Genomic DNA, 25364 nt, shown 5'->3' on the forward strand with positions numbered 1-25364 from the left:
TACACAATCAAATAACCAATGCTTTCCAACAATATAAATGAACGTTCTTTAAAATCGACAATTGAACTGAGGTTATCTATGAATCTTTCTGCTAAAACCGTTGTGGTTATTGCAATTGGTGCTGCTCTTTACGGCATCGGTGGCTTACCTATGTTTGGCATCCCTGTGTTTGCAAACACAACGCTAAAACCAGCAATGGCAGTATTAGCATTGTTCTCAGTACTATTTGGCCCACTTGTTGGCTTTTTGGTTGGTTTTATTGGCCACTGGGTCACCGACCTATTTGCAGGTTGGGGCGTATGGCTCACTTGGGTACTTGGTTCAGGTATTGTTGGTTTGATTATCGGTCTATTCCCTTCTCTAACGCGCTACCGTTTGGAGAAAGGTGATTTCAATATGAAAGACTTCGCGTTATTCGTGGTACTTGCACTATTAGGCAACGTATTTGGTTACGGTTGCTCTGCATTCCTCGACACGATTTTGTACGCAGAACCGTTTACTAAAGTGTTTACCCAGCTTTCTATTATCGCGATCGGTAACACCATTCTTATTGCTATTGTTGGCTTCTTCATTCTTAAGTCTGTCGCTAAACGTAACAAGCAAAGCCGTAACTTAACAGAGGCTTAATGTCGAATGACAATCGAATTTTCTAACTTCTCTTTTAGATATGAGTCGCTGGACAAACCGACGCTAAAAAATATCAATCTAAGGATAGAGAAAGGAGAGAAAATCGTCATTATTGGTCCAAGTGGTAGTGGTAAATCTACCCTTGGGCAATGTCTTAACGGACTGATCCCACACGCAATCAAAGGGGAAACCAGTGGAACATTGACCATCAATGGTCAAGACACCGCCCCTTTCGACATGCACCAATACACTGAGCAAGTTGGCACCGTACTGCAAGATACGGACAGCCAATTTGTCGGCTTGAGCATTGGCGAAGACATCGCATTTGCGCTGGAAAACCAGCTAACTTCTAACATCGACATGTACCCATTGGTCAAAGCCACGGCCAAAATGGTCGACTTGGAACAGATGTTAGATCGCTCTCCCCACGATCTATCTGGCGGGCAGAAACAGCGTGTTTCTTTGGCGGGCATTCTCGTCGATGACGTCGATATCCTTTTGTTTGATGAACCACTAGCTGCGCTTGACCCTAAAACGGGTAAAAAAACCATCGAGATCATCGATGATCTACACCGCGAAACGGGCAAAACCATCGTAATCATTGAGCATCGTCTTGAGGACGTTCTGCATCGCTCAGTTGACCGTATTATCTTGATGGAAAGCGGCGAAATCATTGCCGATACAACGCCAGATGAAATTTTAGCGTCGCCTCTGCTAGAAGATTACGGCATCCGCGAACCGCTTTATATTTCGGCTCTGAAAGAAGCAGGCTGCGCGATTGAGGGCGATGCAAAACCTTCTAGCTTAACTACCTTACCGTTGGAGCAATATAAACCAGCAGTACAAGCATGGTTTGATGGTTCAACAGTACAACCACCTAAAACGCCAGCCGAGACTTTGCTTGAAGTCCGTGGCCTCACCTATTCTTACGACGGTGAGAAAAACGCGCTAGAAGACGTGAGTTTTGACATCAAGCGTGGCGAGTTTGTCTCTGTACTTGGCAAAAATGGCTCGGGTAAATCGACCATCACCAAACTGATTATGGGCGTTATTGAAGCGGATAGCGGCTCAATGAGCATGAATGGTCAAGATCTAAACGAACTGACCATTTTCGAGCGCAGCCAGAAAGTGGGCGTGGTGATGCAAAACCCGAACCACATGATTTCCCATCACATGATTTTCGACGAAGTGGCCTTCGGCCTCCGTAATCGTGGCGTTGAAGAGAAACAAATCGAAGCTAAAGTACTTGAAGTCCTTGAGCTGTGCGGTTTGAGCAAATACCGTCACTGGCCAATCGAAGCATTGAGCTACGGCCAGAAAAAGCGCGTAACCATTGCGTCAATTTTGGTCTTGGAACCAGAGCTTCTGATCCTTGATGAACCGACGGCAGGTCAGGACTACCGGAACTACACATCTATGCTGAGTTTCATCGAAAAGCTCAATCGCGAGTTGGGCGTAACCGTGATGATCATCTCTCATGACATGCATTTAGTGCTGGAATACACTACGCGCTCTATCGTGATTGCAGACAGTAAATTAGTCGCGGATGCACCAATGACGCAGGTATTCAGCAGTCCAGAGCTACTAGACCAAGCAAACCTCACCACAACAAGTCTGTTTGATTTGGCTACGAAAGTTGGTATCGAAGACACCAATGGCTTTATGCAGCATTTTATCAATGTAGAAAAAGCGCACCGCCAACAAAAAAGCAGCGAAGTAAACCAACCAGAGAAAGCAGTGGCATGAAAGACAATAAGATGAAGTTTGGTATCAACTACATCGATACCCAATCGCCACTTCACAAGTTGAATGGCATTACTAAGTTCTTGCTTTTCATTGCTTGGGTGACGGTGGTGTTGACCACATTTGACTTGCGAATCATCACTCTGTTGATCGTGCTTGGTTTAGGCTTACTGAAAATGACCAAAGTGCCATTTCATGTCTACAAACCGCTTTTACTGGGTACAGGCACGGTATTGCTGATCAATGCCCTGTTTATGTTCGCGTTAGCGCCACAACAAGGTACTGAGTTCATGGGATCATCAACGGTTTTACTCTCGTTACCCGGTAATTACTCGCTCACTCAAGAGACGTTGTTTTACTTAGTAACAGTGACGTTGAAATACTTCAGCATGTTCCCAATCGCGTTGGTGTTTGTATTTACCACTCACCCGACGGAGTTTTCAGCCAGCTTGAACCGCTTAGGTGTGCCTTACAAAATCGCCTATGCCGTGAGCTTAACGCTGCGCTACTTGCCGGAAGTGAAAAAGGACTTTGTTAACATCATGCACTCGCAACAAGCACGCGGAGTAGAACTGAGTAAGAAGGCTCCGTTGTTCACTCGTATGAAGAACGTGGCGAAGATTCTTGGCCCTCTGATTTTCTCTAGTTTGGACAGAGCCGACCAAATCTCAAACGCGATGACGCTACGTGGGTTTGGTCGTCACTCATCTCGCACTTGGTACAGCCTAAAACCCCTGACCAAAGCCGATATGATCTGCATGGCGGGGATTGCGGCGATAGTGATTGCTGCTATCAGCAAGCGTGTTCTGGACACGCAACTGTTCTGGTATCCGTTTTAACGCGAGATAATCATAAAAATGGGATGCCGATGCATCCCATTTTTCTATCCAGATTATGGCTTAGTCTTTTGAGTAGTGAGCACTAACTCCACCTTAACAATCGTGTTTCGTTCCCCTCTTCCGGCTTCGCTGGAATATTGAGTGACAACAACAAGCTAACGGCGGCCATACCCGCTCCGATGTAGAAAACGCTAGAAGGCGACACCAACCAAATCATCCCGAATGTAACGGGAATCACCACCGCTGCGATGTGGTTGATGGTAAACGCAACGCCAGCGGTCGATGCCATATCGGCCGGATCAGCAATCTTCTGGAAGTACGTTTTAATCGCCAAGGCAAGCGCAAAGAACAAGTGGTCGATAACATACAGCGCCGCAGCCCATTCCGCCGTTTGCACCAGACCATATCCCACAAAGACGAAAATCAAACCGACGTATTCAAACGTTAATGCCTTACGCTCACCGACAACACCGATAAAACGGCCAATGCGCTTGGCAAATAAAAAGTTAAACAGGTAGTTGATCAAAAACAGTAAGGTAATGTCTGCGGCAGAGTAGCCAAACTTCTCTACCATCAGGAAGCCCGCAAATACAGTGAAAATCTGTCGACGCGCACCACTCATAAAAGTGAGCGCGTAATACAACCAGTAGCGTTTACGCAGTACGAGTTTCTTATTTTGTGGCACAGCCGTTTTGAACTGAGGAAACGCCAGCGCCATCACGATGATCAACACAAAGCCAACGCCACCCGCCAGCAAATATACGGTTTTGAAATCAAATTTAAGCTGCTCTAACAAAATCCAAATCGCGCCGTAGGTAAACAGAGAAGCCAGAGCGCCGACCGAGATAAACTTGCCTAGCATTTCTGGCGCTTCTTCTTTCGATAGCCATTGCAAAGACAGGGACTGCTTCAATGTTTCAAAGTAGTGAAAACCAGTGGACATCAACAAGGTCGTAAAAAGTAAACCGTACAAAGTGGGAAAGTAACCTGTTAATGCTGTACCAAGTGTTAGCATCGCTAAAGACACCAACATGAATCGTTGTTCGCGGATAAACCACAACACAAACACGGCGGTAAAGGCTAAAAAGCCCGGTATCTCACGCACGCTTTGTAATAAGCCAATGTCCGCCCCATCAAAGTTCGCTTTTTCAATAACAAAGTTATTCAGCAAAGCCATCCAGGTAGAAAAGGCAATGGGCACAATAATCGAGATCAACAGAAGGAAATTTTGCGGCGTTCTCCAGCCGTGAGAAGAGGTATTCATGATGCATCCTTTAGATATGAAGTCATCATCATAGCTTTAAATGTAACAAATTCGCAATATCATTATTATTTATGGTCACATACGCACTGTTGCGATTCTAAGTGCACTGAGGATATGACCAATACAGAAAACATCGCGCCCAATGATGAAAGTGAGCGCGATGTGTAAAAGGCAAGAAAAAGTTTGATGAGTGACTTATCGACTTAGTCGATGTTTTTCACATTAAGGCGATTTTTGAACTCAAACACATGCTCTGGACAAACATCCAAACAACGGCCACAACTTATGCAGTTTTGATCCATAACTCGACGATCTCCCTCTTTCAAAGGCTGCCGAAGCACTTCTGGCTCTGGGCAAACGTAAAAGCAATCCATGCATTTCGTGCAATCTTCGCGGCGGACAGCGGTAACACGCAACAGGCTTTTTCGGCCTATCACGCCATAAGTTGCACCCAGTGGACATAAGTGCCCACACCACCCATGCTCAACTAAGAGTAAATCCAGTACGAACACCAGTGCGATCAGCACCCAACCTGCGCCCATACCAAACACCAATCCGCGATGCAGTGCCGCCACTGGATCTAACCATGTCCAAAGAATCGCGCCAGACAGCGCACTGCCCAACATCAAAACAGGGATCAGCCAATAGCGAATCGCAGGAGACCAACGATAGCTCGCTTTAATGTTGAACTTTCGGCGCAGCCACGCCGCTAAGTCCGTCACGATGTTCAACGGGCATACCCAAGCACAAAATGCGCGCGGCGCTAACATCGCGTAGAACAGCACGACAATCACTACGCCTAACAACGCATTGAACTCCGGAATATGGCCTGTCGCCAAAGCTTGAAGCACTATTAACGGGTCACTTAAAGGGACCGTATCGAGCAACATACTCGATGAGAGGTTACCGGTTAGAACCCCTAATGTCGGCCCAGCCATAAACAGCGCAATGATGGTGAGCTGACATAGCCGACGTAAAACCAGAAACCGATGCGCGCGCCACCAACCAAGCTTTTCAATCGCCTCTTTGCCAGCATTTTGAGCTAAGTTCTTTGCCATTACTTACCTCCTTTTAGCGATTCAAGCGCACCTTCCGGTACAGGCGTCTCACTGGGGAGGATATTTTCGAGTGGTTTGTCGATCTCTTTCCAACCAAAATTGTAATGGCTGCCCACTTTGCCTTTCGCCAAATCCGTCGGGACAACTTTAATAGCAGCGACATCCAACACGCACGCTTGTTCGCACTTACCGCACCCAGTACACACTTCTGAATTCACTGTAGGGATAAGTTTGGCGTGATAGCCAGTTCGGTCGTTGTGAACCATCTCTAATGTGATGGCTTCATCAATCAGCGGACAAACGCGATAACAAACGTCGCATCGCAGCCCTTGCCAGTTAAGGCAAGTTTCATGGTCAATAAGAACCGCTGTGCCCATTCGAGCATCATCAATATCGGTTAACTTCGGATCCAGCGCCCCACTAGGGCAAGCCACCACACAAGGAATGTCTTCGCACATTTCGCAGGGAATATCGCGCGCAGTAAAGTAAGGAGAACCAGTGGCTACAGGAGAAAGTAATGTCGCGAGTTTCAATGTGTCGTAAGGGCATGCTTGAACACACAAGCCACATCGAATACAGGCTGATTCGAAATCGCCTTCTGGCAAAGCACCGGGTGGGCGAATAGGCACACCTTTGGTTTCTCGAGCTTGGCTTTGCAGCGATTGTAAGCCCAACACACACGCCGCTGCGCCAACGCCTGCCGCAGTTCGGACCGTATCACGCAAAAATCGGCGCCGACTTTGCGATGTTTTAGACTGAGAGGATTTCATGCTATTTCCTCAACGAAACTCCTTTATCAAGTTAAGCATGAATAGCGCTAAACGTACCTCTTCCCCATACCTCATAAGAGGTAACTCCACCCTCAATTGATTCAAGTCAACTGATGTACAGTGCCGCCGTCACAGTTTGAATAATTCCATTTATTTCCTCCAACATGAAATTCACCACGATACTCTGCCGTGCACGCCATTTTCAGTACAATAATTCAACACCTTTGCAATCTATTTGCTAAATTCGAAGATAAATGACTACTAAAATTTAGAAAAACATCCCTATAACAACCTAATTTAAAAGGTGTTTATCTCTCAAACATCAAAAAATACTATCCAAAATAAAGAACTGTGGTTAGATTGAAAATTAATACTAAAAAGCGAAGGAGAGAAGCATGGAAATTATCGTACGTCCAACGACCGTTGAAGACGCAGCGGCACTCGTAGAAATCTATTCACAACCAAAAGCACAACGTGAAACCCTGCAACTCCCAAAACCTTCGCTCGCAATGTGGGTAGAACGATTGTCAAACATGCCCGCTGGCGTTTACAGCTACGTCGCTGAAATCGATGGTAAAGTAGTGGGTAACATTGGCTTTCATCACTCGCAGCGCCCAAGAACGGCGCACACGGCCGCGTTTGGTATTGGCGTTCACGACCAGTTTCACGGCCTAGGCGTGGGAAGCAAGTTGATTGAAACTATCACCGAGTTGGCGGATAACTGGTTGAATGTAAGACGCATTCAGTTAGAAGTGAATGCCGACAACGAGGCCGCGATTGGCCTGTACAAAAAGCATGGTTTTGAAATTGAAGGAGAGGCGATTGATGCCTCATTCCGAGATGGCGAGTTCATCAATACCTATTACATGGCACGTATCAGACCAAGTAAAAAATAAAGAAAAGCCTCCTACTAGTTGGAGGCTTTTCTTTTTAAACTTCGACTCACTTTCGTAAGTAAGCCAACGCTCTACGAGTCAATGCTTCTGTGTAGGGATTGATCTTCCAGTGGTCAGGACTCCAACCTTTCACAAAGCGCTGAAAGTCAGCCCAAGCAACCGCAAACAAAGAACGCCATTCACGCTCGACTTCATCGGGGCCGAGATTCGGCTGATAAACCATTAACGCCTGTTGCAACTGAGCGAAATACGTGTCCAAGACCCAAACTTCCATCTCTGCACAACGTTCTGCCTTGACGGCGCTACTCATAAACAGTGCCACATCTTTCATCGCACAGCCATGTCCGACGTATTGAAAGTCGACCGCAGCAACGCTCAATTCATCTTGCGCAAAACAGAAGTTCGCCAATTTGGCATCACCGTGTACAAGCGTCTTGAACTTGGCTTGCGAAAGCGTTTGATCAATCAATTGAGCGGCATTTTTTAGCTCACTGTCTTGCAATGCCTCAAGCTCATCGGGTCTGGTTGCCAAGTGCCAATACGTGCCGGTATGCCACAGCTTATCCGAGCAAACACCGATGTAGCGCGCATGAAAATTCGCCAACCAAGTAAGGCAGGCTCGTAGATGTTCTAGCTTTGCATCGGTGATGACTTTTGGAAAACCCGCCTCGGCGAGATCTTCCATCACAATGAGCCATTCATTCTCCGACTGAAACGTTTTTAAGCCTTGTGGTACTCGACAGTGCGAGTCCATGACTCCGGAAAAATGCGCGTACCAACTGACTTCAACCTGATAAGAGTGCAGCTTTCTTTGGTGAGAACGGTCTGTATTCCAGCCTCTAGGGTGTTCAGAAGGTTTAGGCAATTTGACGTGTTTTACAATGACAGAGCGTTTAGCGAATATCAGCCTAACCAATTCTCCGTAACCGCCCCAAAGTGACTGGATTACTTCACTCGACAGCAATGCACCGAGATCAAGATCCTGGCTGATATTTTGATACAAAAGGTGGTGGTCATTCATACTCAAGCAAGAAGATGTGACCAAGCTTGGTTACGGTTGATGTAATGCGCCACATACGGGCAAACCGGTTCGATTTTATAGCCCAGTGCTTCAATTTCTGGGAGTACCGCTTCCATCATTACTTTGCCATAACCTTTGCCTCGCAGCTCTTCTGGTACGACCGTCGATGTTATGTGCATCACATCATTTTTCAACTCATAGACCACTTTTGCTTGGAAGTCTTGCTCTAAATCAACCCAAAAGAGGCCACTTTCAGTGTCGTGAATCACTTTATGCATATCTTCTTCTCTAATTTTGTTACGGATTTATTGAATCAAACTATATCACTGAATAAAATCATTACCACGCAAAGACACCCAGTCGTTTAGTGCTAAATTTCATAGCAGTCACCTCTTCTCAAATCAGGTACGACAATAAGAATGAGAAATATGATAACCAGTGCCAGAGACGGCAATCTACCTCTGCAGAGTAAGAGAGCACCAGAACGTCAGGCCACCACATTAAACAGCACCGATGCAATGGCGATGGTTGAGCATGGTAGTGAAGTCACTCTCAATGTGACCACGCCTGTTGGAACGAAGTTCATCACCACCAGTACGTTTGTCGGCTGCCACTCTAACAATACGGCATTGATCGAAGTTCCGAATATTTCCGATGAAGATTTGAAATTCTATTTTCAAGAAGGCTTTTGGATTAACGTAAAAGCGTATTCTCATCGTGGCGAAGGCGCAGTCATTCCTTTTAGGGCTCAGCTTCAACATCGCTTGGGCGACCCTTATCCCATTTTAGTGCTTAGCCTTCCCAATACAATGCAGGTATTCCAACTTCGTAAAGAAGTGCGTTATGAGGTGAATTTGAAAGCGCGAGTCCGCTTGGATGAATATCGAAGTGAGTGTGAGATCAGAGACCTGTCTCGCAGCGGCTGTCGTTTTGTGACATCGCCAATGAGCCGACCATTACAAGTTGGCGACCGTATCACTCTAGATCTCACCATGCCGAGTGATGGTCGCCTGTTAGCGCCACTGAATGGCCGTATTTGCAACCTTCAAAAATCGACTCACTATGCCCGCTACGGAATGGAGTTTGATGAGGTAGGCAAAACTAACGCCAAGAGTCTGCTGAGCCATCTCAAATTCGACGGCACCAAGCTGAAGTTGAAATAAATTCGAACGGCCTAGAGCCATGAAGTTGCTAGAGCACGTATTCGTTCTTGAAAAACGAGCATTAAAAAGGCACCCGAGGGTGCCTTTTTGCTGAGACCATATTTAAAAACGTAAAGCAAAAGCTTACAGCTTAAAGAAGCTCAACTGTTCTTTTTGCTTTTCAGCCAGTAGTGATAGCTCGCTACTTGCGCTTGCGCTTTGGCTGATGCCCGCTACATTTTGGTTCACAAGTTCAGACATGTTAACCACGTTGCGGTTGATGTCTTGAGTGACTTGAGATTGCTCTTCCGCAGCTGTCGCTACTTGCGTGTTTGAATCGTTGATGTTCGCAACAGATTCCGTAATACCGATCAACGCATCGTTCGCTTGCTGAGTCAGCTCGTTGTTACGAGTTAACATTTCTAGGCTAACCTGCATGCTGTCGTTAGCAAGGCCAGATTGCGCTTGTAGCTCTTCAATGATTGTTGAGATTTCTTGCGTTGAATCTTGAGTACGTGCCGCTAGCATACGAACTTCATCCGCTACTACAGCAAAACCACGACCAGATTCACCAGCACGTGCAGCTTCAATCGCTGCGTTCAACGCCAACAAGTTCGTTTGTTCAGATACACCGCGAATCACTTCGATAACATCGTTGATCTGTACTGATTGCTCTTTTAGACGCAGTACAACTTGCGCGGCATCGTTCAATGCCTGAGACATTTGCGCGCTTGCGTCTGCACTTTCTTGGAAGATAGCCAAACCAGATTGCGCTAGACCGTCCGCTTCGCGTGCTGTCGCATCAGCAGAGGTCGCATTGTCACTTACGTTGTTTGCCGTGCTTGCTAGCTCATTTACCGCAGAAGCAACTTGCTCGATTTCTGCCAATTCTTGTTGTGCGTTCGCTTCTGCTTGCGTCATTACTGCAGCAAGTTCTGTTGATGCAGACGCCACTTCTTCACTGATTCGAGTTAACTGATCAACGATGCTGTAAAGTTGAGACGCGGTTTGGTTAACGTCTTTGCTTAGCTGAGCAATCTCGTTGTCGCCTTCGACATCCGCGCGAACAGAAAGGTTACCAGCCGCCAGTTCACGCATCACACGTTGCAGCTTTTGGATTGGTGTAACAATCATTCCAGATAGGAACCAAGCACCAATTAGAGAGAACACAAATACCGCAAGAACCGTCAGCATCGCATTAGTTTGAACACGCTCGTTTTGTGCGTTACTTTTTGCCGTTGATTCAACCGCTTGATCGTTCACGTGTTTAGACAAAGTGTTGATGCCTTGCACCATTTCGTTACCAACACGGCGGTACTCAGAAATAAATGCACGGTATTCGTTGTCTGATTTAAGACCTTGATCGTATTGGTTGAAAAACGCTACAGAGCGCTGTGAGTACTGCACATACGCTTCAATCGCTTTACGCACTTCAATCGCATCTTCACGAAACAGGTTGCGCGCTTCGATTGCACTTAGATCCGCTTCAACTTGTTTCAAGCCTGCTTTTAGCTCATTTAGGAACGTTTCACGACGAGAAGCATCGTAAATTGCGTAAACCGCGCTGATGCGCAATGGGTAAATTTGATCGTCGATACGCGCCAAAGTGTCTTTATGGAAAACCAAAGACTCTTGGTTAGAAGCAATAACGTCTTGCTCCGCTTGAAGATTGTTTTTAGTAATCCACAGAGCAATAAACAAAACAATAGCGGTAAATAATACCGGAACCAAAATTTGGGTTCGTACTGACAAGTTTTTCAGTGATAGCTGCATGACTGGACCTCAGTTATATGCGTGATGCCTACTTGCTTCCATGCGACGGGATTGTTCCCGGACGAATAAACAAGTGGCGAATATTAGAGGTCGATCACACTTTTGTCTAGTACAAAAAGTCCCCATTTTCAATCTGTTATTGACAACATCCCGACACTAGTGTCGGGATATTGTCGTTATTACAAGTTGTGATTAATTGTGATGATATTTATTCACATCCAGAGCGAATATCGCTTACTTTCTCAGCGAATTGAGCTTCGCTTGAGCAAGGCCAAAAATCGTATCAATCGGGTAAGAACCTTCATCTGTCGGCTCACCTGCCACCTTGCCGGTGAACAATTCAATGGCTTCAGTCACGTGGTCAATTGCCCAAATATGGAACTCCCCTTTTTCTACCGCTTTCACGATGTCAGCTCGTAGCATCAAGTTATGAACATTCGAACGAGGAATGATCACGCCCTGTCCGGAGTGACGACCTTTGATCACACACACATCATAGAAACCTTCGATTTTTTCGTTTACGCCACCAATCGGCTGCGCTTCACCAAATTGGTTCATTGACCCCGTGATCGCGATATCTTGTCGATTTGGTTGTTTAGAAAAAGCCGAAACGACCGCGCAAAACTCCGCCATGCTCGCGCTGTCTCCGTCGACTCCGCCGTATGATTGCTCAAAGGTAATCGTCGTCGTGAGTGGCACTCGCGCGGTTTTGCCGAATACGGAAGACAGATAAGCCGATAGGATCATCACACCTTTTGAGTGGATACTGCCGCCAAGATCGACGCTGCGTTCAATATCGATAACATCGCCATCGCCGTAGCATGTCGTGGCAGTGATACGGTTAGGCGCACCAAACATATAATCGCTGGTACTCAACACCGACAACGCGTTCACTTGCCCTATCGCCGAACCCTCAGTGAGAATCAACGTAGTGCCGTTTAAGAACGTCTCCATCACACTGTCTCGCAAACGGCTGACGCGCATCTCCTGATTTTTCATCGCCTCTTCGACGTGGCCAATGCGGATCATGTTTGAGTTTGCTTGGCGAGCCACGTAGTTCGATTCTCGAAGCAAGTTGGCGATATTAGCCGAATGCAGAGATAGCTTGGATTGGTCGCCAGACAAACGTGAGCTGTATTCGATAATTCGAGCAATGGCTTTGCGATCGCAATGCAGCATATTGTTGTCATGCACCACGCTAGAGATAAAGCGCGCGTAATGCAGCTCAGACTCCGGCGTACGTTTCATTTCGTCTTCGAAATCTGCCGTCACACGGAACAACTCGCTGAACTCTGGATCGTAATGTTGGAGTAATTGGTAAGTTCGGTAATCACCAAACAAGATGATTTTGATATCAAGCGGAATCGGTTCAGGATCTAATGAAACCGCCCCCGTCAACGTCACCTCTTTTTCTAATGACGTAAAGCTTAGTTGGCGAGAGCGCAGCGCACGTTTTAAGCCATCCCAGACATACGGCTGCTCCAACACTTTTTGCGCGTCCATCAACAGAACGCCGCCGTTGGCTTTGTGCAAACTACCTGCACGGATCAATGAGAAGTCGGTAAAGACTGTCCCTTTGAATGTCGCAGTTTCAATCGAGCCAAACAGTGAGTGGTAATTTGGGTTCTCTTCCACCACGATTGGGAAATCGCTGTTGTTACGACTCACTAACACGTTCACTTTGTAACGACGAGGCAACTTTTTATCTAAAGACGCAGCAGCAATCTCACCTTGTTCACCACTTTGATCGAGGAAAATATCCGCATTTTCAACGATATCTTTTTGCAGCTCCGTCAAATAGGTTTTGATTTCGGAGTATTCTGAATAATCCACTTTGAGCTTTTTAATGAAGTGAGTAATCACGTCGAGCGTAACTTCATCATTCAGTTTTTTGATTTTGTCGCTGTAGGTATCCTCCCACTCGGTCAGTTCACGCACCATGGAACGTAAACTCACCTCTAACGCGTCAATGCTGTCACTGAACTGTTCTTGCTCTTTTTTGCTCAAGGCATCAAAAGATTCTTCTGTGTGCAACTCATCGCCATTCATGGCGACAAATTGATAATCGCCTTGCGATGTGATCGTCAGGCTGATGCCGTGCTCTTTTGCTTCACGACTAATGCGGTCCAATTCATTTTGCTGTTTGTTTGCCAACTGGTTTTTCAAACGATCAGCACGGCTAAAGTACATTTCGTTATCAAAAGCTAATGGCAGCGCGTTAAGCAATTTCCCCATTAAGGCTTCAATATCAACACGCAGTTTGTTACCGATTCCACAAGGGAGCTTTAACACTTTAGGCGTGCGTGTATCTTCAAAATTCGCGACGTAACACCAGTCAAATAACGCATCGGCGTCATGCTGGTGACGATTCAAATAGCGCAGAATCATCGTGCGCTTACCTAGCCCGTTCTGACCGATGGCGTAAATGTTGTACCCTTTTTCCTTAATTGACATCGCAAACTCGACCGCTTTTTGCGCACGCTCTTGTCCCACGATTTCGTCAATAGGAGGCAGTTCCTTGGTCGACTTACATGGCATATTCTCTAGATCCGCTACAGAATACAGCTGTTGAGGTTCCAATCTTAGTATTGCCATATCCGCTTCCTTTTTCTTATTGTCGTAACTTGAGTGTAGAGATTATTTGTTTAATTTTAAGTGATTTAGCTTACACCATGGTTTAATCGCACACTTTATGACCATTAAAATGAAAACAATACGCACTTGCAATTGATAATCAATTTCATTTAATATCTTCAGCAAATCAACTTTTGTGGAGATGGACATGAATATTGAGCAATGCTGGATGCGCTATTTGAAAGCGGAGCAATTGATGGAGCAAGGCCATTGGCCAGAAGCTCATCGCTTATACGAAGATGTGCTCAATCACTTGCCTAGCCATATCCATAAGGCGCTAGAGAATGACCTTACCAAGCCTTGCCAATTTGTGTGTCTGGTCAGCGGATTACGCGATGCGAGCGTGGCGCAATCTGAGATCCTCAACAAACTGGGATTACAGCGCGACGCATTTTCAGCCCTCAACCAAACTTATGCGTTGTTCCAATTTTTGCAGCTTGAAAGCCATGAGCTGATTGAGCGTGTTGGCCACCTACTCGGTCAGCAAAGTGAGGACTTACTTGCACACATGGCCGCATTTTGCTCTGCGCAGCGCAATGCTCAATGGATGATAGAGCTGGACCATGTCACTCGCGCCCATGAGCAGTTTTTGCATTTACAGGCAATGAGCTCAGCAGAAGCGGTTGCTCCCCACCTCTACAACTAATGAGTACCAGAGCAATGGAAAGCAGCAGGATTTCAGCGCCATCACCATTGCTCTAGGTTTATTTGCTATATCAAACACAAGGATACGTGATGTCTTCTCAAACCATTCTTTCGGTGAACAACTTGTCTGTCAGCTTTACGACAAACGATGGGATCGTCGATGCAGTAAAGAATGTTAGCTTCGAGCTACAAGCGGGTGAAACGCTGTCTATCGTCGGCGAATCTGGTTCCGGCAAATCAGTTTCCACCAACGCTTTAATGAAGCTGCTACCAGACAACGCCATTGTCCATCCAGACTCGTCAATCATGTTTGAAGGCGAATCCATTCTGGACAAAACTGAGCGACAAATGCAGCGCATTCGCGGCGATCGCATCGGAATGATATTCCAAGAGCCGATGACTTCACTGAATCCGTACATGCGGGTCGGTATTCAAGTGGCGGAAGCCATGATGTGTCATCGCTCAGTCAATCAGCGCAAAGCCAAAGAACGTGTGCTTGAACTGTTTGATTTGGTTCATTTGCCGAACCCGCAACAAGCCTATGATAAGTATCCACATGAGTTTTCTGGTGGTCAGTTACAGCGCATCATGATTGCCATGGCGCTAATTAACGAACCAGACATCTTAATTGCCGATGAACCGACAACCGCGCTTGACGTTACTGTTCAGGCGGAAGTGCTACTGCTGATTAAAGAGATTCAAGCAAAAATGGGGATGGCTATTTTATTTATCACCCATGACCTAGGCGTGGTGAAACATTTTGCCGATCGTGTGTTGGTGATGTGCAAAGGTGAGGTCGTTGAAGAAGGCATCACTGAGCACTTGTTTTCTGAACCTCAGCATGAATACACCAAAATGCTGATTAACTCGATTCCGAAAGGAAGCAAAACCCCCGTTGATGAGAAAGCGTCGGAATTGCTCAACGCTGAAGACATTCGTGTGAAGTTTTTGGTGACGCCTCACTTTATCCCAAGCAAAAACGAGTACTTCGAAGCGGTAAAAGGCATCTCGTTACAACTAAAACAGGGCGAAACACTAGGCATTGTTGGTGAATCCGGTTCGGGTAAATCCACGTTAGGGCGTGCGTTGATCGGTTTGCTACCGTCTACCGGAAAAATTGAGTTTAAAGGTCAAAACATGGCCTCACTCAGTGATAAAGAGCGGTTCGATCTGAAAAAAGAAGTACAAATGGTGTTCCAAGATCCATACGGTTCGCTTTCACCACGTATGACCATCGGGGAAATCATCACTGAAGGATTAACCGTCCACCGGCCATATTTAAACAAGAAAGAACGCATGCAAAAAGCGCGTGATGTTCTGCGCGAAGTACGTTTGGATCCCGCATCAATAAACCGCTATCCGCACGAATTTTCCGGTGGGCAGCGTCAACGTATTGCGATTGCACGAGCCTTGATTTTGGAACCGTCGTTTATCTTGCTTGATGAGCCGACCTCAGCCTTAGATCGCTCAGTGCAACTCACTGTCATCGATCTTCTCAAAGACTTGCAGAAAAAACACAATATCGGTTATTTGTTCATAAGCCATGATTTATCAGTGGTTAAGGCGCTTTCTGATCGCGTATTAGTGATGCAAAAAGGAGAAGTGATGGAGCAAGGAAGCGCACAAGAGATTTTCCATCACCCAAAAAGTGAGTACACTAGAAAACTGATTGATGCCTCATTTGATCTTGAAAACAATGAAAATCAAAATGATGCTGCTTAGATTCATCACAGTTTCATATTAATGAACTAGGATTAAGTAAAGATGATTATTTCATCTTTACTTGAGAATGGCGTAGCTGCCTTTCGGTTTGGCCGCCGAGACTGGTTGGTTCATCGAGTCAGACTTAGTCAACCTGACTCAACAATACTGAAAAACAGTATTACTTGAGTTCCCCCAACCATGAAAAATGCCGCGATTCTGTCGCGGCATTTTTTATTCTCTAAAGCTCAAAATCGTTAAATCGACTCGATACCCATGTTGTATAGCGTAAATGCGTACACATCGGTCGTGAGATCGATTTGCTTGCTGAGCGGCATACCGGCACCATGACCGGCATTCACATCAATACGAATCAACACCGGATTTTCGCCTTGCTGTTTGTCTTGCAGTTCAGCAATAAACTTATACGAGTGAGCAGGCACAACTCGGTCGTCATGATCAGCGGTTGTCACCAAGGTAGCAGGGTATTGCACGCCTTCTTTTACATTGTGAACAGGTGAATACCCAAGTAAGTATCGGAACATCGCTTCACTTTGTTCTGACGTGCCGTAGTCGTACTTCCAGCCTTCACCAGACGTAAATGTGTGGTAACGCAGCATATCAAGCACACCAACCGCAGGCAGCGCAACTTTGAATAGTTCAGGACGTTGCGTCATACACGCTCCAACTAACAAACCACCGTTAGAACCACCACGAATCGCTAGGCGCTCCGAGCTGGTGTAGTCGTTTTCAATTAGGTATTCCGCTGCCGCAATAAAGTCATCAAACACGTTTTGCTTTTGCTGCTGAGTGCCTGCATTGTGCCAAGCTTTACCATATTCACCGCCGCCTCTCATGTTGGCGACAGCGTAAATGCCACCCAATTCTAGCCAGTTGGCCACATTGCCAGAAAACATCGGAGTGAGGCTGATGTTAAAACCGCCATAACCATACAGCATGGTTGGCGCACTGCCATCAAGCGAGATGCCCTTCTTGTATGAGATGATCATTGGGACTTGCGTGCCATCTTTTGAGGTGTAGAACACCTGTTTTGACTCATACTCATTGCGATCGAACGGCGCTTTTGATTCTTGATAAAGCGTCGATGCACCAGATTCGACATCAAATGAGAAGATCGTCGGTGGTGTCACGTAGTTAGTAAAGGTGTAATACAGCGTGGTTTCTTCTTTTTTACCCGCTAGACCATAAGCCGTGCCCTCCCCCGGCAGTTCTACATCTCGAATCCACTCACCTTGGTAGGTAAACTGCTGCACTTTAGAAAGCAGATCCACCATATAAGTCGCAAACAGATAACCGCCACCTTTGCTGATTTCTAGCGGCTGTTCTTGTTCAGCAATCACGTCAGCCCATTGTTCTGTCTGAGTGTTGTAGCTGACAACTTTGCCGTTCGGCGCTTCTAGGTTAGTGTAAAGCAGCAAGGTTTCGTCTTGGCTATCAATCAAGTAGGTGTCGCCTTGCGTCGTATCGCGCAGTGTCACAATCGCTTGGGAGTCAGACTGTAAATCGATATAAAACAGACGATTACCCGATGTGGATTCTGCGCCAGAAATAATGAGGAAGCGATCATCTGTCGTCGTCGTACCAGACACATAACGATGAATCTGAGCACCCTGCTCACCAAAAATCACTTTGTCTTCAGATTGAGAGGTACCAAGTTCATGATAATAAAGCTTGTGATGCTCAGTTCGAGCAGACAACTCACTGCCTTGCGGCTTGTCGTAACTTGAGTAATAGAAGCCTTTGCTGCCCAGCCAAGAAATAGACGTAAACTTCGCATCAACGATCTCTGGCTCTAGCTGTTCTTTAGTTTCCGTATCAATGACAAAGATCTTACGCCAGTCACTGCCTCCTTCCGAGATGGAATATGCCACCAAACGATAGTCTTTCGAGAAGCTGACTTCGCCAAGAGAGGTTGTGCCCTCTTCAGAGAAAGTATTTGGGTCAAGGAAGACCTCGGCTTCTCCCTCGCCTTTACGGCGATACAATACGCTTTGGTTTTGCAAACCGTCGTTTTTGTAGAAGTAGGTGTAGTCACCACGTACAAATGGCTGGGAATATTTTTCGTAGTTTTGGCTATTCGCGACTAAGTCACGGATTTGTTGGCGGTAAGGGATCTGACCAAGAAAATCGAAGGTCACTGAGTTTTGACCCGAAACCCATTGTGCGGTTTCTTCACTGCGATCATCTTCTAACCAGCGATAAGGGTCGGCAATGTCGTGACCAAAATAAGTGTCCACGACAGAATCTTTACGTGTTTTTGGGTAATGCATAACGTCCGTGTTACTCCGTTTGAAGTGTTTTGTTTTTATTGAGATTTATTCTCAACAGCTAGATTAGGGCTCAAGTGGCGAAATTCAACCAAAAAATGCAAACAATATGAAGCACCTAGAAGTAATGAGAAATGGTGAGGTAACGTTCGCGAATGTGCTCAATGAGCAGCTTAACTTTATTCGGCGGCTGACGCGTAAACGGATATACCGCGTAAATGCCCAGCTTTTTGCCGACCAGTTCGGGGAAAATATCCACCAGCTGGCCATTACGAATATCGTGGTACACCAAACAGCGAGGCACATACGCAATACCGTGTCCGCCTAATGCTGCTTTGCGCAGAGCGGTGGCATTGTCGGTTGAAAAGCTTCCAGAGACTCGAACAATATAATTGCCTTCGTCACTCTTAAATTCCCACTCCGATGCACCGGTGGTTTGATAAGCGTATTGCAAACAGTTGTGCGAAGTCAGATCGATAGGTTCGATAGGTTTGCCGTTTTTAGCAATATAAGAAGGCGATGCGCATACCACCCATTGAGAGTCGAGTATATGCCGAGCAATTAAACTGGAGTCTTCCAAGTAACCGGTTCGGATGACCAAATCGTAACCATCGGCGACAAGATCAACAAAGCGATTATCGAGCGACATATCGACAGTGAGCCCCGGATGAAGGTTACAAAACTCCGCCACCGCGTCGGCAAGAATCAAGTCACCGGAGATAGTCGGCACCGACATCTTGATATGACCGCTCACATTCTCTCCAAAGCCTGCAACAGCGTCCATAGCCTCCTGAGTGGCTTGCTTCACATTTTTAGCACTGTGTAACAACACCTTCCCAGCTTCGGTCAGGGTCAATTTGCGCGTAGTTCGATATAATAGTTGTGCACCTATCTCTTCTTCTAGTCGCGCCATTCTTTTGCTAACTACCGAATTTGTAAGGTTATTTGCCTCTGCAACCTTACTAAAACTGCCTAATTCGATGACCTGAGAAAACAGGATTAAGTCGTCTGCTCGCATACAATTATGTCACTTTTGGAATTAATTATTTTCATTATTTCCCTATATCAATAAAAAATAAAGGAGTAAATTCACGCCAAATTAACAAAACCATTACAACAAAAAGTCGCCTCTACAGCGGATTGACACCGTTCGAGAAGTCAGCGTACGAAGGATGAACAAATGAGTGAAACCCTACTAGCCCTAGTGGCCTTTTCGCCAATTGTTGTTGCCGCCATTTTATTGGTTGGTCTCAACTGGCCTGCTAAAAAAGCTATGCCTGTTGCGTTCGGTTTAACCGTCGCTATCGCCCTAATGTTTTGGGATATGTCAGCTACTCGCGTACTGGCATCAGTATTCCAAGGTTTAGGAATTACTGTCTCTGTTCTTTGGATCGTGTTTGGTGCCATCTTCTTGCTCAACACTTTAAAACACACTGGAGCGATCACCACTATCCGTAACGGATTTACCGATATCTCTGCCGATCGTCGAGTTCAAGCCATCATTATTGCTTGGTGTTTTGGCTCATTCATCGAAGGTGCATCGGGCTTTGGTACACCAGCAGCGATCGCCGCACCACTATTGGTTGCGATCGGTTTCCCTGCCCTAGCAGCTGTACTAATGGGCATGATGATTCAATCAACGCCAGTATCGTTTGGTGCAGTGGGTACGCCGATTATCGTGGGTGTAAACAAAGGTTTGGATACGCACAACATCAGTGAAGCGTTGGCAGCTCAAGGCTCAACATGGGAAGCATACCTACAGCACATCACGGCTAACGTTGCCGTAATTCATGCCGTGGTTGGTACGATGATTCCTGTATTGATGGCGATGATGTTAACACGTTTCTTCGGCAAGAACAGAAGCTGGAGCGAAGGTCTGGATATTCTACCGTTTGCGCTATTCGCAGGTGTGTCATTTACCGTTCCTTACGCGTTAACTGGCGTGTTCTTGGGCGCTGAGTTCCCATCGCTGATTGGTGGTTTGGTTGGTCTTTCTATCGTCGTAACTGCTGCGAAAAAAGGTTTCCTAGTTCCTAAAACAAAATGGGATTTTGAAAGCGAAGACAAATGGCCAGCAGAGTGGCTAGGCTCTTTGAAAGTGGATCTGCACGACAATCCTGGTAAGCCAATGAGCTTGGTAAAAGCGTGGATTCCTTATGTAATGCTGGCCGTTATTTTGGTAGCAAGCCGCGTAAGCTCGGAGTTTAAAGGTCTACTTCAAAGCATCAGCGTGTCGTTTAGCAACATTCTAGGCGAGACAGGCGTTAGCGCTGCCATTCAGCCGCTTTACCTTCCTGGTGGTGTACTGGTGTTCGTTGCTCTGCTTGCTGCTGTATTGCAAAGCGGTAGCGCAAAACCTTTGCGTGAAGCATTCGGCGAATCAAGCAAAACGCTAATCGGTGCAGGCTTCGTATTGGTGTTCACTATCCCGATGGTACGTATCTTCATCAACTCAGGAGTGAACGGTGCTGACCTAGCAAGTATGCCTGTAACAACTGCGAACTTTGCCTCAGACCTCGTTGGCTCTGCATTCCCTGCGCTGAGTGCAACGGTTGGTGCGCTAGGTGCATTCATTGCGGGTTCGAATACCGTATCGAACATGATGTTCAGCCAGTTCCAATTCGAAGTCGCGCAGACATTGTCTATCTCAAGCGTGGTTGTAGTGTCACTGCAAGCCGTTGGCGCGGCTGCGGGTAACATGATTGCCATTCACAACGTGGTGGCGGCATCCGCAACCGTCGGTCTACTAGGTCGTGAAGGCGCAACCTTGCGTAAGACGATCATCCCAACGTTCTACTACCTAGTAATGACAGGCATCATCGGTTTGGTTCTGATTTACGGATTCCAACTCACCGACGTCTTGATGAAGTAATACGAATGCAGGGCTCACTGCCCTGCCCGATTTGACACAGCTGTCAGCACTACTACCCCGACATGTTGATTTAGCTTGCTACATCAATTCCCCCGGCAGCTGTGTCACCTTTCCAGTTTGCATAACTGACTGAACGATTAAATCAAGATTGTTCAACCAATTATGTAAGTGGGTTACCTAAATCACCGATTCAAAAGTAAGTGATGCAAAGGTAACTATACTCATTTTGATGCTTTTAGCGCTTTGTGCGATGAAAGCTCACTTAAGAGCAAATGCTCCACAACTTTGCTTAGAATAACCGCTAGGACACAATTATGATTATCTCAGCTTCTACCGATTACCGCGCTGCCGCGAAAGCCAAGCTACCTCCGTTTCTATTCCATTATATTGATGGCGGCTCTTACGACGAACGCACTCTGAAGCGTAATACTGACGATTTAGGCGATGTTGCACTACGCCAGCGCGTCCTACGCGATATGACAGACTTGAGTCTGAAGACCGAGATTTTCGGTGAGAAACTTGCGATGCCAATCGCACTGGCACCTGTTGGCCTAACTGGCATGTACGCTCGCCGTGGTGAAGTACAAGCAGCAAAAGCGGCAGAGAAAAAAGGTATTCCTTTTACCATGTCGACTGTGTCGGTTTGTCCGATTGAAGAAGTGGCACCAGCCATTGAGCGTCCAATGTGGTTCCAGCTTTACGTGCTAAAAGACCGCGGCTTTATGAAAAACGTTCTTGAGCGTGCAAAAGCAGCAGGCGTTACTACATTGGTGTTCACGGTAGACATGCCAGTTCCAGGTGCGCGTTACCGTGACATGCACTCTGGTATGAGTGGCCCTAACGCAGCAATGCGCCGCGTATTCCAAGCCATGCGCCACCCAAGCTGGGCGCTGGATGTTGGCTTGCTAGGGAAGCCACACGATCTTGGTAACATCTCAACGTATCGTGGTGAACCAACGAAACTAGAAGACTACATCGGCTGGTTGGGCGCGAACTTCGACCCATCGATCTCTTGGAAAGATCTTGAGTGGATTCGTGATTTTTGGGATGGCCCAATGGTCATCAAAGGTATTCTGGATGAAGAAGACGCGAAAGATGCGGTACGTTTCGGTGCAGATGGCATTGTGGTATCAAACCACGGTGGTCGTCAGCTCGATGGCGTACTATCAACAGCGAAAGCTCTGCCAAGCATTGCGGACGCCGTAAAAGGCGATCTGAAGATCTTCGTAGACTCTGGTATTCGTACTGGTTTGGATGTTGTTCGTATGCTTGCACTTGGCGCAGACTGTACACTGCTTGGTCGTTCATTCGTCTACGCGCTTGCTGCACAAGGTGGCGCTGGCGTAGAAAACCTACTCGACCTATACGACAAAGAAATGCGCGTGGCTATGACGCTGACTGGCGCAAAAACCATTGCTGATCTATCTCGCGATTCGTTGGTGAAAATCCCATAATCTTTACGAATACGCAGAAAGCAGAAACGAAAAAACGAGCCTCAATTGGCTCGTTTTTTTATTGCTCTTCAACCCGATAATTTGACGAGCAAGCTAGCTAACTTGGTGAACGTACTCAATGACGACTTGGTTGCCTTCAATGAACACATTGCGGATGTCACCATCCACTGTCACTCGGTTTTGCAAATGAACCGATCCCGCCGCCGACAGTTCTCTCTCAGTCAATGATGGAATCACTTGCCCAGGACGCACATGCAGCTGTTCACAAAGTTGTTTGATAAAACCTAGCGTCAGTGGCGAATTACCACGTAACAAGCCAGAAAACTCATGTAGGCTCAAACCTAGGCGCTTTGCCATTTCCATTTGAGTGATGTGCATTTTGGCTTTTTGTGACATCCAGATGTCGTAGAGCGCGTTTCTATCCAGCTCTGTAAATTCCATATCTGCCTCCGATAATTCAAGTGCCAATACACTCTCACACTTGCTTGAGATAAATGTTAGCGATAAGTCAGAGAACTTATAATTGATCGTTCGAATATTTGCGCTCAGCAAAGGTATGGCAAGGCTTGCACGCATCCGCTTTCGATTCAAAATTCATCAGATAATAGTGATAAATGGATGAAATCCCGGAAATTACTGGGGTGATACTTCAATATCTGCTACCTTTCCCTCCATGGTTCATCAGAAATAAAAGTTACTTATGTCACAGTGGTTTACCGATTTACAAAACTATGTACAAGCGCATAGTCAGGATTGGAGCGGAAGTGTTCTTTTTATCACGTTAGCCAGTTTTATCGCATGGATCGCTTGGCGAGTCATCCGTTCCCGTCTTGCAATTCTTGTCGAGAAAACCCCTTTTCATTGGGATAACATGTTGCTTGATGCGCTCAAAGCGCCAGTGAGCACACTCATTTGGTGTTGGCCTGCTACAGTGTCACTCGGCATCATTTTAGAAAGCGAACTGAATGACAAGATCAATTGGCTGAGCACGCTCAAGCTGATTCTTATAATCAGCGTCTTCGTATGGACCGTCATGCGACTGATCACCAATATCGAAGATTTCGTTCTGGAACAGAAAAACCGAGACGAAACCACCGTTCAAGCCATCGCGAAAGTCGGGCGATTATTCATCATCACTATCGGCGTATTAACCATCATGCAGGCATTTGGCTTGTCTCTGTCTGGTCTGCTGACGTTTGGTGGTGTGGGTGGCTTAATCGTAGGTCTTGCTGCAAAAGATTTGCTGTCGAACTTCTTCGGTGGTTTGATGATTTACTTCGATCGTCCATTCAAAGTAGGCGATTGGATTCGCTCTCCAGATCGTCAAATCGAAGGCACCGTAGAGCGCATTGGTTGGCGCATGACCAGCATCCGCACGTTTGATAAACGCCCACTTTATGTGCCGAACTCCGTGTTTAGCAACATCGTGGTTGAAAACCCTTCCCGAATGCTAAACCGTCGAATCTACGAAGTGGTGGGCTTACGTTACGATGATGCCGACAAAGTGCCAGAAATCATCACCGCAGTGCGCGAAATGTTAAAGAATCACAAAGACATCGATACGCGCCAAACCTTGATTGTGAACTTTGATACCTTTGGCCCATCATCGTTGAACTTCTTTATCTACACCTTCACGAAAACCGTGAACTGGGTGAGATACCACGAAGTGAAACAAGACGTCTTATTGAAAGTCGTCGGCATCATTAAAGAGCACAACGCAGATATAGCGTTCCCAACTCAAACACTGAAGCTCGACCCGATTCAAATGGCGAAAAACCAAGAAGACAGCGGTTTTTAATTCGCTCTTAAACACACAAAGCCCACTCAACATTGAGTGGGCTTTGTTTTATTTCGGGCTTACAAAATCTCAAAAAACATCGGTTATTTGGTAAGAACCATACGCGCATTGAGCGGTTGAACTGGACGATTGTTTTCCCCCATAACGTGTTCAAATTGCGCAATTTGCTCTGCCGAAATGCTTTGTGGATCTTTGATCACAAGCCAACGCACGCCTTCTGAACATGGTGGCGTGGTCAATGAGCCGTTAAATCGGTAGTAGTCTTTGTCGCTAGGAATCAACGCGTTTGCATCGAAAGGAGCGCGAATCGCTACGTTTTGATCTCTTTCCGGCACATTTTCTAGCAGATTAGCCAACGCCGGATTGGCTTTGCCTTGTTCAAAAAATACCGCCACTACTGCGAGATTGCCTTGCTCATCGGCATGAACGTAATGCGCTTCCAATGGGTAAGATTTGCCGTCGACATGGTTTTCAGATGGTGTGTGGAAATGAAACTGCTTTAAAGCAAACTCTTTGCCATCAATGGTCAGAACATTCTCTCCCTCAATGCTGGTTTGCAATGTGTGGCCATTGTTTGTTAGCGCAACCACTTTGCCTTGGTAATCCAATTGCAGTTTTGCTAATTCAGCTTGCGTCGCCGAATGAATATCAATCGGGCTTTGGTTTTTACCTTGCGCACATTCAGAAGCAAACTCGCCCCAATGCTCTGGTCCGTGACTTCCTTCGTAACCCCAGTTTGCTGCGTTGGCCGAACCAACGAATACCAAAGACAATCCAATCGCTGTAAGTGACTTTTTCATGATTTTCCTTATCCCTTCAAGTGAAGTGTTGTAAAAGCA

At 46.3% G+C, this 25364-nt stretch carries 21 protein-coding genes; 10 read left to right on the forward strand and 11 right to left on the reverse strand.

Annotated elements, in window-relative coordinates:
• Positions 1 to 78: 78 nt before the first annotated feature.
• From ACF8CV_RS08590 to ACF8CV_RS08600, 3 genes are read left to right on the forward strand one after another with little or no spacing between them, the layout of a single operon-like run.
• Entirely contained in the window at positions 79 to 627 is a 549-nt protein-coding gene (locus tag ACF8CV_RS08590) for an ECF-type riboflavin transporter substrate-binding protein (protein ID WP_005375133.1), read from the forward strand.
• Positions 628 to 633: 6 nt separating this feature from the next.
• Positions 634 to 2373: an ABC transporter ATP-binding protein gene (locus tag ACF8CV_RS08595; protein ID WP_138938075.1), complete on the forward strand. Its 1740-nt coding sequence runs from the start codon at positions 634 to 636 to the stop codon at positions 2371 to 2373.
• Positions 2370 to 3209 carry an energy-coupling factor transporter transmembrane protein EcfT gene (locus tag ACF8CV_RS08600; RefSeq protein ID WP_138938076.1) on the forward strand — a complete coding sequence of 280 codons (840 nt, stop codon included), beginning with the start codon at positions 2370 to 2372 and terminating at the stop codon, positions 3207 to 3209. The genes ACF8CV_RS08595 and ACF8CV_RS08600 overlap by 4 nt, the downstream gene beginning before the upstream one ends.
• A gap of 82 nt (positions 3210 to 3291) precedes the next feature.
• On the opposite strand, the gene ACF8CV_RS08605 is transcribed toward ACF8CV_RS08600, so the two are convergent.
• From ACF8CV_RS08605 to napG, 3 genes are all read right to left on the reverse strand, one after another.
• Positions 3292 to 4473, reverse strand: coding sequence for an MFS transporter (locus ACF8CV_RS08605; RefSeq protein WP_138938077.1), 1182 nt, complete (start codon positions 4471 to 4473; stop codon positions 3292 to 3294).
• 203 nt (positions 4474 to 4676) lie between these two features.
• The gene (gene napH / locus ACF8CV_RS08610) at positions 4677 to 5531 is read right to left on the reverse strand and encodes a quinol dehydrogenase ferredoxin subunit NapH (protein WP_138938078.1); all 855 of its coding nucleotides are present in this window, start codon (positions 5529 to 5531) and stop codon (positions 4677 to 4679) included.
• A complete protein-coding gene (gene napG, locus ACF8CV_RS08615; RefSeq protein ID WP_015313573.1) occupies positions 5531 to 6301 on the reverse strand; it encodes a ferredoxin-type protein NapG in 771 nt (256 codons plus the stop codon). Before napG ends, napH begins: the two co-directional genes overlap by 1 nt.
• A gap of 395 nt (positions 6302 to 6696) precedes the next feature.
• Here napG and ACF8CV_RS08620 point away from each other — a divergent pair, with 395 nt between their 5' ends.
• On the forward strand, positions 6697 to 7197 hold the full coding sequence (locus ACF8CV_RS08620) for a GNAT family N-acetyltransferase (protein ID WP_005462908.1): 501 nt from the start codon (positions 6697 to 6699) through the stop codon (positions 7195 to 7197).
• Positions 7198 to 7243: 46 nt separating this feature from the next.
• Here the strand turns inward: ACF8CV_RS08620 and ACF8CV_RS08625 are convergent, their stop codons facing one another.
• On the reverse strand, positions 7244 to 8218 hold the full coding sequence (locus ACF8CV_RS08625; protein ID WP_171055943.1) for a phosphotransferase: 975 nt from the start codon (positions 8216 to 8218) through the stop codon (positions 7244 to 7246).
• A gap of 2 nt (positions 8219 to 8220) precedes the next feature.
• Positions 8221 to 8496 carry a GNAT family N-acetyltransferase gene (locus tag ACF8CV_RS08630; protein WP_005478017.1) on the reverse strand — a complete coding sequence of 92 codons (276 nt, stop codon included), beginning with the start codon at positions 8494 to 8496 and terminating at the stop codon, positions 8221 to 8223.
• 150 nt (positions 8497 to 8646) lie between these two features.
• Here ACF8CV_RS08630 and ACF8CV_RS08635 point away from each other — a divergent pair, with 150 nt between their 5' ends.
• Positions 8647 to 9381: a flagellar brake protein gene (locus ACF8CV_RS08635; RefSeq protein WP_005462902.1), complete on the forward strand. Its 735-nt coding sequence runs from the start codon at positions 8647 to 8649 to the stop codon at positions 9379 to 9381.
• A 123-nt stretch (positions 9382 to 9504) separates the two neighbouring features.
• Here ACF8CV_RS08635 and ACF8CV_RS08640 read toward each other — a convergent pair whose 3' ends face one another.
• Positions 9505 to 11133 (reverse strand): methyl-accepting chemotaxis protein, encoded by a 1629-nt coding sequence (locus ACF8CV_RS08640; RefSeq protein ID WP_005478090.1) that lies wholly within the window; start codon positions 11131 to 11133, stop codon positions 9505 to 9507.
• Between the two features lie 234 nt (positions 11134 to 11367).
• Positions 11368 to 13728: a Lon protease family protein gene (locus tag ACF8CV_RS08645; RefSeq protein WP_005462897.1), complete on the reverse strand. Its 2361-nt coding sequence runs from the start codon at positions 13726 to 13728 to the stop codon at positions 11368 to 11370.
• Between the two features lie 187 nt (positions 13729 to 13915).
• Here ACF8CV_RS08645 and ACF8CV_RS08650 point away from each other — a divergent pair, with 187 nt between their 5' ends.
• Complete coding sequence (locus ACF8CV_RS08650) at positions 13916 to 14413, forward strand: hypothetical protein (RefSeq protein WP_015313576.1); 498 nt, start codon at positions 13916 to 13918, stop codon at positions 14411 to 14413.
• An 89-nt stretch (positions 14414 to 14502) separates the two neighbouring features.
• The gene (locus ACF8CV_RS08655) at positions 14503 to 16134 is read left to right on the forward strand and encodes an ABC transporter ATP-binding protein (RefSeq protein WP_031814726.1); all 1632 of its coding nucleotides are present in this window, start codon (positions 14503 to 14505) and stop codon (positions 16132 to 16134) included.
• Between the two features lie 236 nt (positions 16135 to 16370).
• On the opposite strand, the gene ACF8CV_RS08660 is transcribed toward ACF8CV_RS08655, so the two are convergent.
• Together ACF8CV_RS08660 and ACF8CV_RS08665 are read right to left on the reverse strand one after the other, a co-directional pair.
• Positions 16371 to 18404: a prolyl oligopeptidase family protein gene (locus ACF8CV_RS08660; RefSeq protein ID WP_138938080.1), complete on the reverse strand. Its 2034-nt coding sequence runs from the start codon at positions 18402 to 18404 to the stop codon at positions 16371 to 16373.
• Between the two features lie 115 nt (positions 18405 to 18519).
• Complete coding sequence (locus tag ACF8CV_RS08665) at positions 18520 to 19419, reverse strand: LysR family transcriptional regulator (RefSeq protein ID WP_005499789.1); 900 nt, start codon at positions 19417 to 19419, stop codon at positions 18520 to 18522.
• Between the two features lie 162 nt (positions 19420 to 19581).
• Between ACF8CV_RS08665 and ACF8CV_RS08670 the strand changes: the two genes are divergently transcribed.
• Together ACF8CV_RS08670 and lldD are read left to right on the forward strand one after the other, a co-directional pair.
• Positions 19582 to 21273 (forward strand): L-lactate permease, encoded by a 1692-nt coding sequence (locus ACF8CV_RS08670; protein ID WP_005462890.1) that lies wholly within the window; start codon positions 19582 to 19584, stop codon positions 21271 to 21273.
• A 314-nt stretch (positions 21274 to 21587) separates the two neighbouring features.
• Positions 21588 to 22727, forward strand: coding sequence for an FMN-dependent L-lactate dehydrogenase LldD (gene lldD, locus ACF8CV_RS08675; protein ID WP_138938081.1), 1140 nt, complete (start codon positions 21588 to 21590; stop codon positions 22725 to 22727).
• A gap of 93 nt (positions 22728 to 22820) precedes the next feature.
• Here the strand turns inward: lldD and ACF8CV_RS08680 are convergent, their stop codons facing one another.
• On the reverse strand, positions 22821 to 23168 hold the full coding sequence (locus ACF8CV_RS08680; protein WP_005462888.1) for a helix-turn-helix transcriptional regulator: 348 nt from the start codon (positions 23166 to 23168) through the stop codon (positions 22821 to 22823).
• 259 nt (positions 23169 to 23427) lie between these two features.
• On the opposite strand from ACF8CV_RS08680, the gene ACF8CV_RS08685 reads away from it, so the two are divergent.
• Positions 23428 to 24525, forward strand: coding sequence for a mechanosensitive ion channel family protein (locus ACF8CV_RS08685; protein WP_005462887.1), 1098 nt, complete (start codon positions 23428 to 23430; stop codon positions 24523 to 24525).
• Between the two features lie 83 nt (positions 24526 to 24608).
• Here ACF8CV_RS08685 and ACF8CV_RS08690 read toward each other — a convergent pair whose 3' ends face one another.
• On the reverse strand, positions 24609 to 25325 hold the full coding sequence (locus tag ACF8CV_RS08690; protein WP_138938082.1) for a carbonic anhydrase: 717 nt from the start codon (positions 25323 to 25325) through the stop codon (positions 24609 to 24611).
• Positions 25326 to 25364: the final 39 nt, after the last annotated feature.

Origin of the sequence: Vibrio sp. zbq_1 (assembly GCF_043102935.1) — a bacterium.
GTDB lineage: Bacteria > Pseudomonadota > Gammaproteobacteria > Enterobacterales > Vibrionaceae > Vibrio > Vibrio parahaemolyticus.

Bases quoted from the DNA above. Each gene is read 5' to 3' on its own strand.
- ACF8CV_RS08685 (WP_005462887.1), top strand. From the start codon at position 23,428: ATGTCACAGTGGTTTACCGATTTACAAAACTATGTACAAGCGCATAGT.
- ACF8CV_RS08600 (WP_138938076.1), top strand. From the start codon at position 2,370: ATGAAAGACAATAAGATGAAGTTTGGTATCAACTACATCGATACCCAA.
- ACF8CV_RS08620 (WP_005462908.1), top strand. From the start codon at position 6,697: ATGGAAATTATCGTACGTCCAACGACCGTTGAAGACGCAGCGGCACTC.
- ACF8CV_RS08640 (WP_005478090.1), bottom strand. From the start codon at position 11,133: ATGCAGCTATCACTGAAAAACTTGTCAGTACGAACCCAAATTTTGGTT.
- napG (WP_015313573.1), bottom strand. From the start codon at position 6,301: ATGAAATCCTCTCAGTCTAAAACATCGCAAAGTCGGCGCCGATTTTTG.
- ACF8CV_RS08680 (WP_005462888.1), bottom strand. From the start codon at position 23,168: ATGGAATTTACAGAGCTGGATAGAAACGCGCTCTACGACATCTGGATG.
- ACF8CV_RS08635 (WP_005462902.1), top strand. From the start codon at position 8,647: ATGATAACCAGTGCCAGAGACGGCAATCTACCTCTGCAGAGTAAGAGA.
- ACF8CV_RS08670 (WP_005462890.1), top strand. From the start codon at position 19,582: ATGAGTGAAACCCTACTAGCCCTAGTGGCCTTTTCGCCAATTGTTGTT.
- ACF8CV_RS08590 (WP_005375133.1), top strand. From the start codon at position 79: ATGAATCTTTCTGCTAAAACCGTTGTGGTTATTGCAATTGGTGCTGCT.
- ACF8CV_RS08630 (WP_005478017.1), bottom strand. From the start codon at position 8,496: ATGCATAAAGTGATTCACGACACTGAAAGTGGCCTCTTTTGGGTTGAT.
- ACF8CV_RS08605 (WP_138938077.1), bottom strand. From the start codon at position 4,473: ATGAATACCTCTTCTCACGGCTGGAGAACGCCGCAAAATTTCCTTCTG.
- ACF8CV_RS08665 (WP_005499789.1), bottom strand. From the start codon at position 19,419: ATGCGAGCAGACGACTTAATCCTGTTTTCTCAGGTCATCGAATTAGGC.
- napH (WP_138938078.1), bottom strand. From the start codon at position 5,531: ATGGCAAAGAACTTAGCTCAAAATGCTGGCAAAGAGGCGATTGAAAAG.
- ACF8CV_RS08645 (WP_005462897.1), bottom strand. From the start codon at position 13,728: ATGGCAATACTAAGATTGGAACCTCAACAGCTGTATTCTGTAGCGGAT.
- ACF8CV_RS08595 (WP_138938075.1), top strand. From the start codon at position 634: ATGACAATCGAATTTTCTAACTTCTCTTTTAGATATGAGTCGCTGGAC.
- ACF8CV_RS08650 (WP_015313576.1), top strand. From the start codon at position 13,916: ATGAATATTGAGCAATGCTGGATGCGCTATTTGAAAGCGGAGCAATTG.
- ACF8CV_RS08690 (WP_138938082.1), bottom strand. From the start codon at position 25,325: ATGAAAAAGTCACTTACAGCGATTGGATTGTCTTTGGTATTCGTTGGT.
- ACF8CV_RS08660 (WP_138938080.1), bottom strand. From the start codon at position 18,404: ATGCATTACCCAAAAACACGTAAAGATTCTGTCGTGGACACTTATTTT.
- lldD (WP_138938081.1), top strand. From the start codon at position 21,588: ATGATTATCTCAGCTTCTACCGATTACCGCGCTGCCGCGAAAGCCAAG.
- ACF8CV_RS08625 (WP_171055943.1), bottom strand. From the start codon at position 8,218: ATGAATGACCACCACCTTTTGTATCAAAATATCAGCCAGGATCTTGAT.
- ACF8CV_RS08655 (WP_031814726.1), top strand. From the start codon at position 14,503: ATGTCTTCTCAAACCATTCTTTCGGTGAACAACTTGTCTGTCAGCTTT.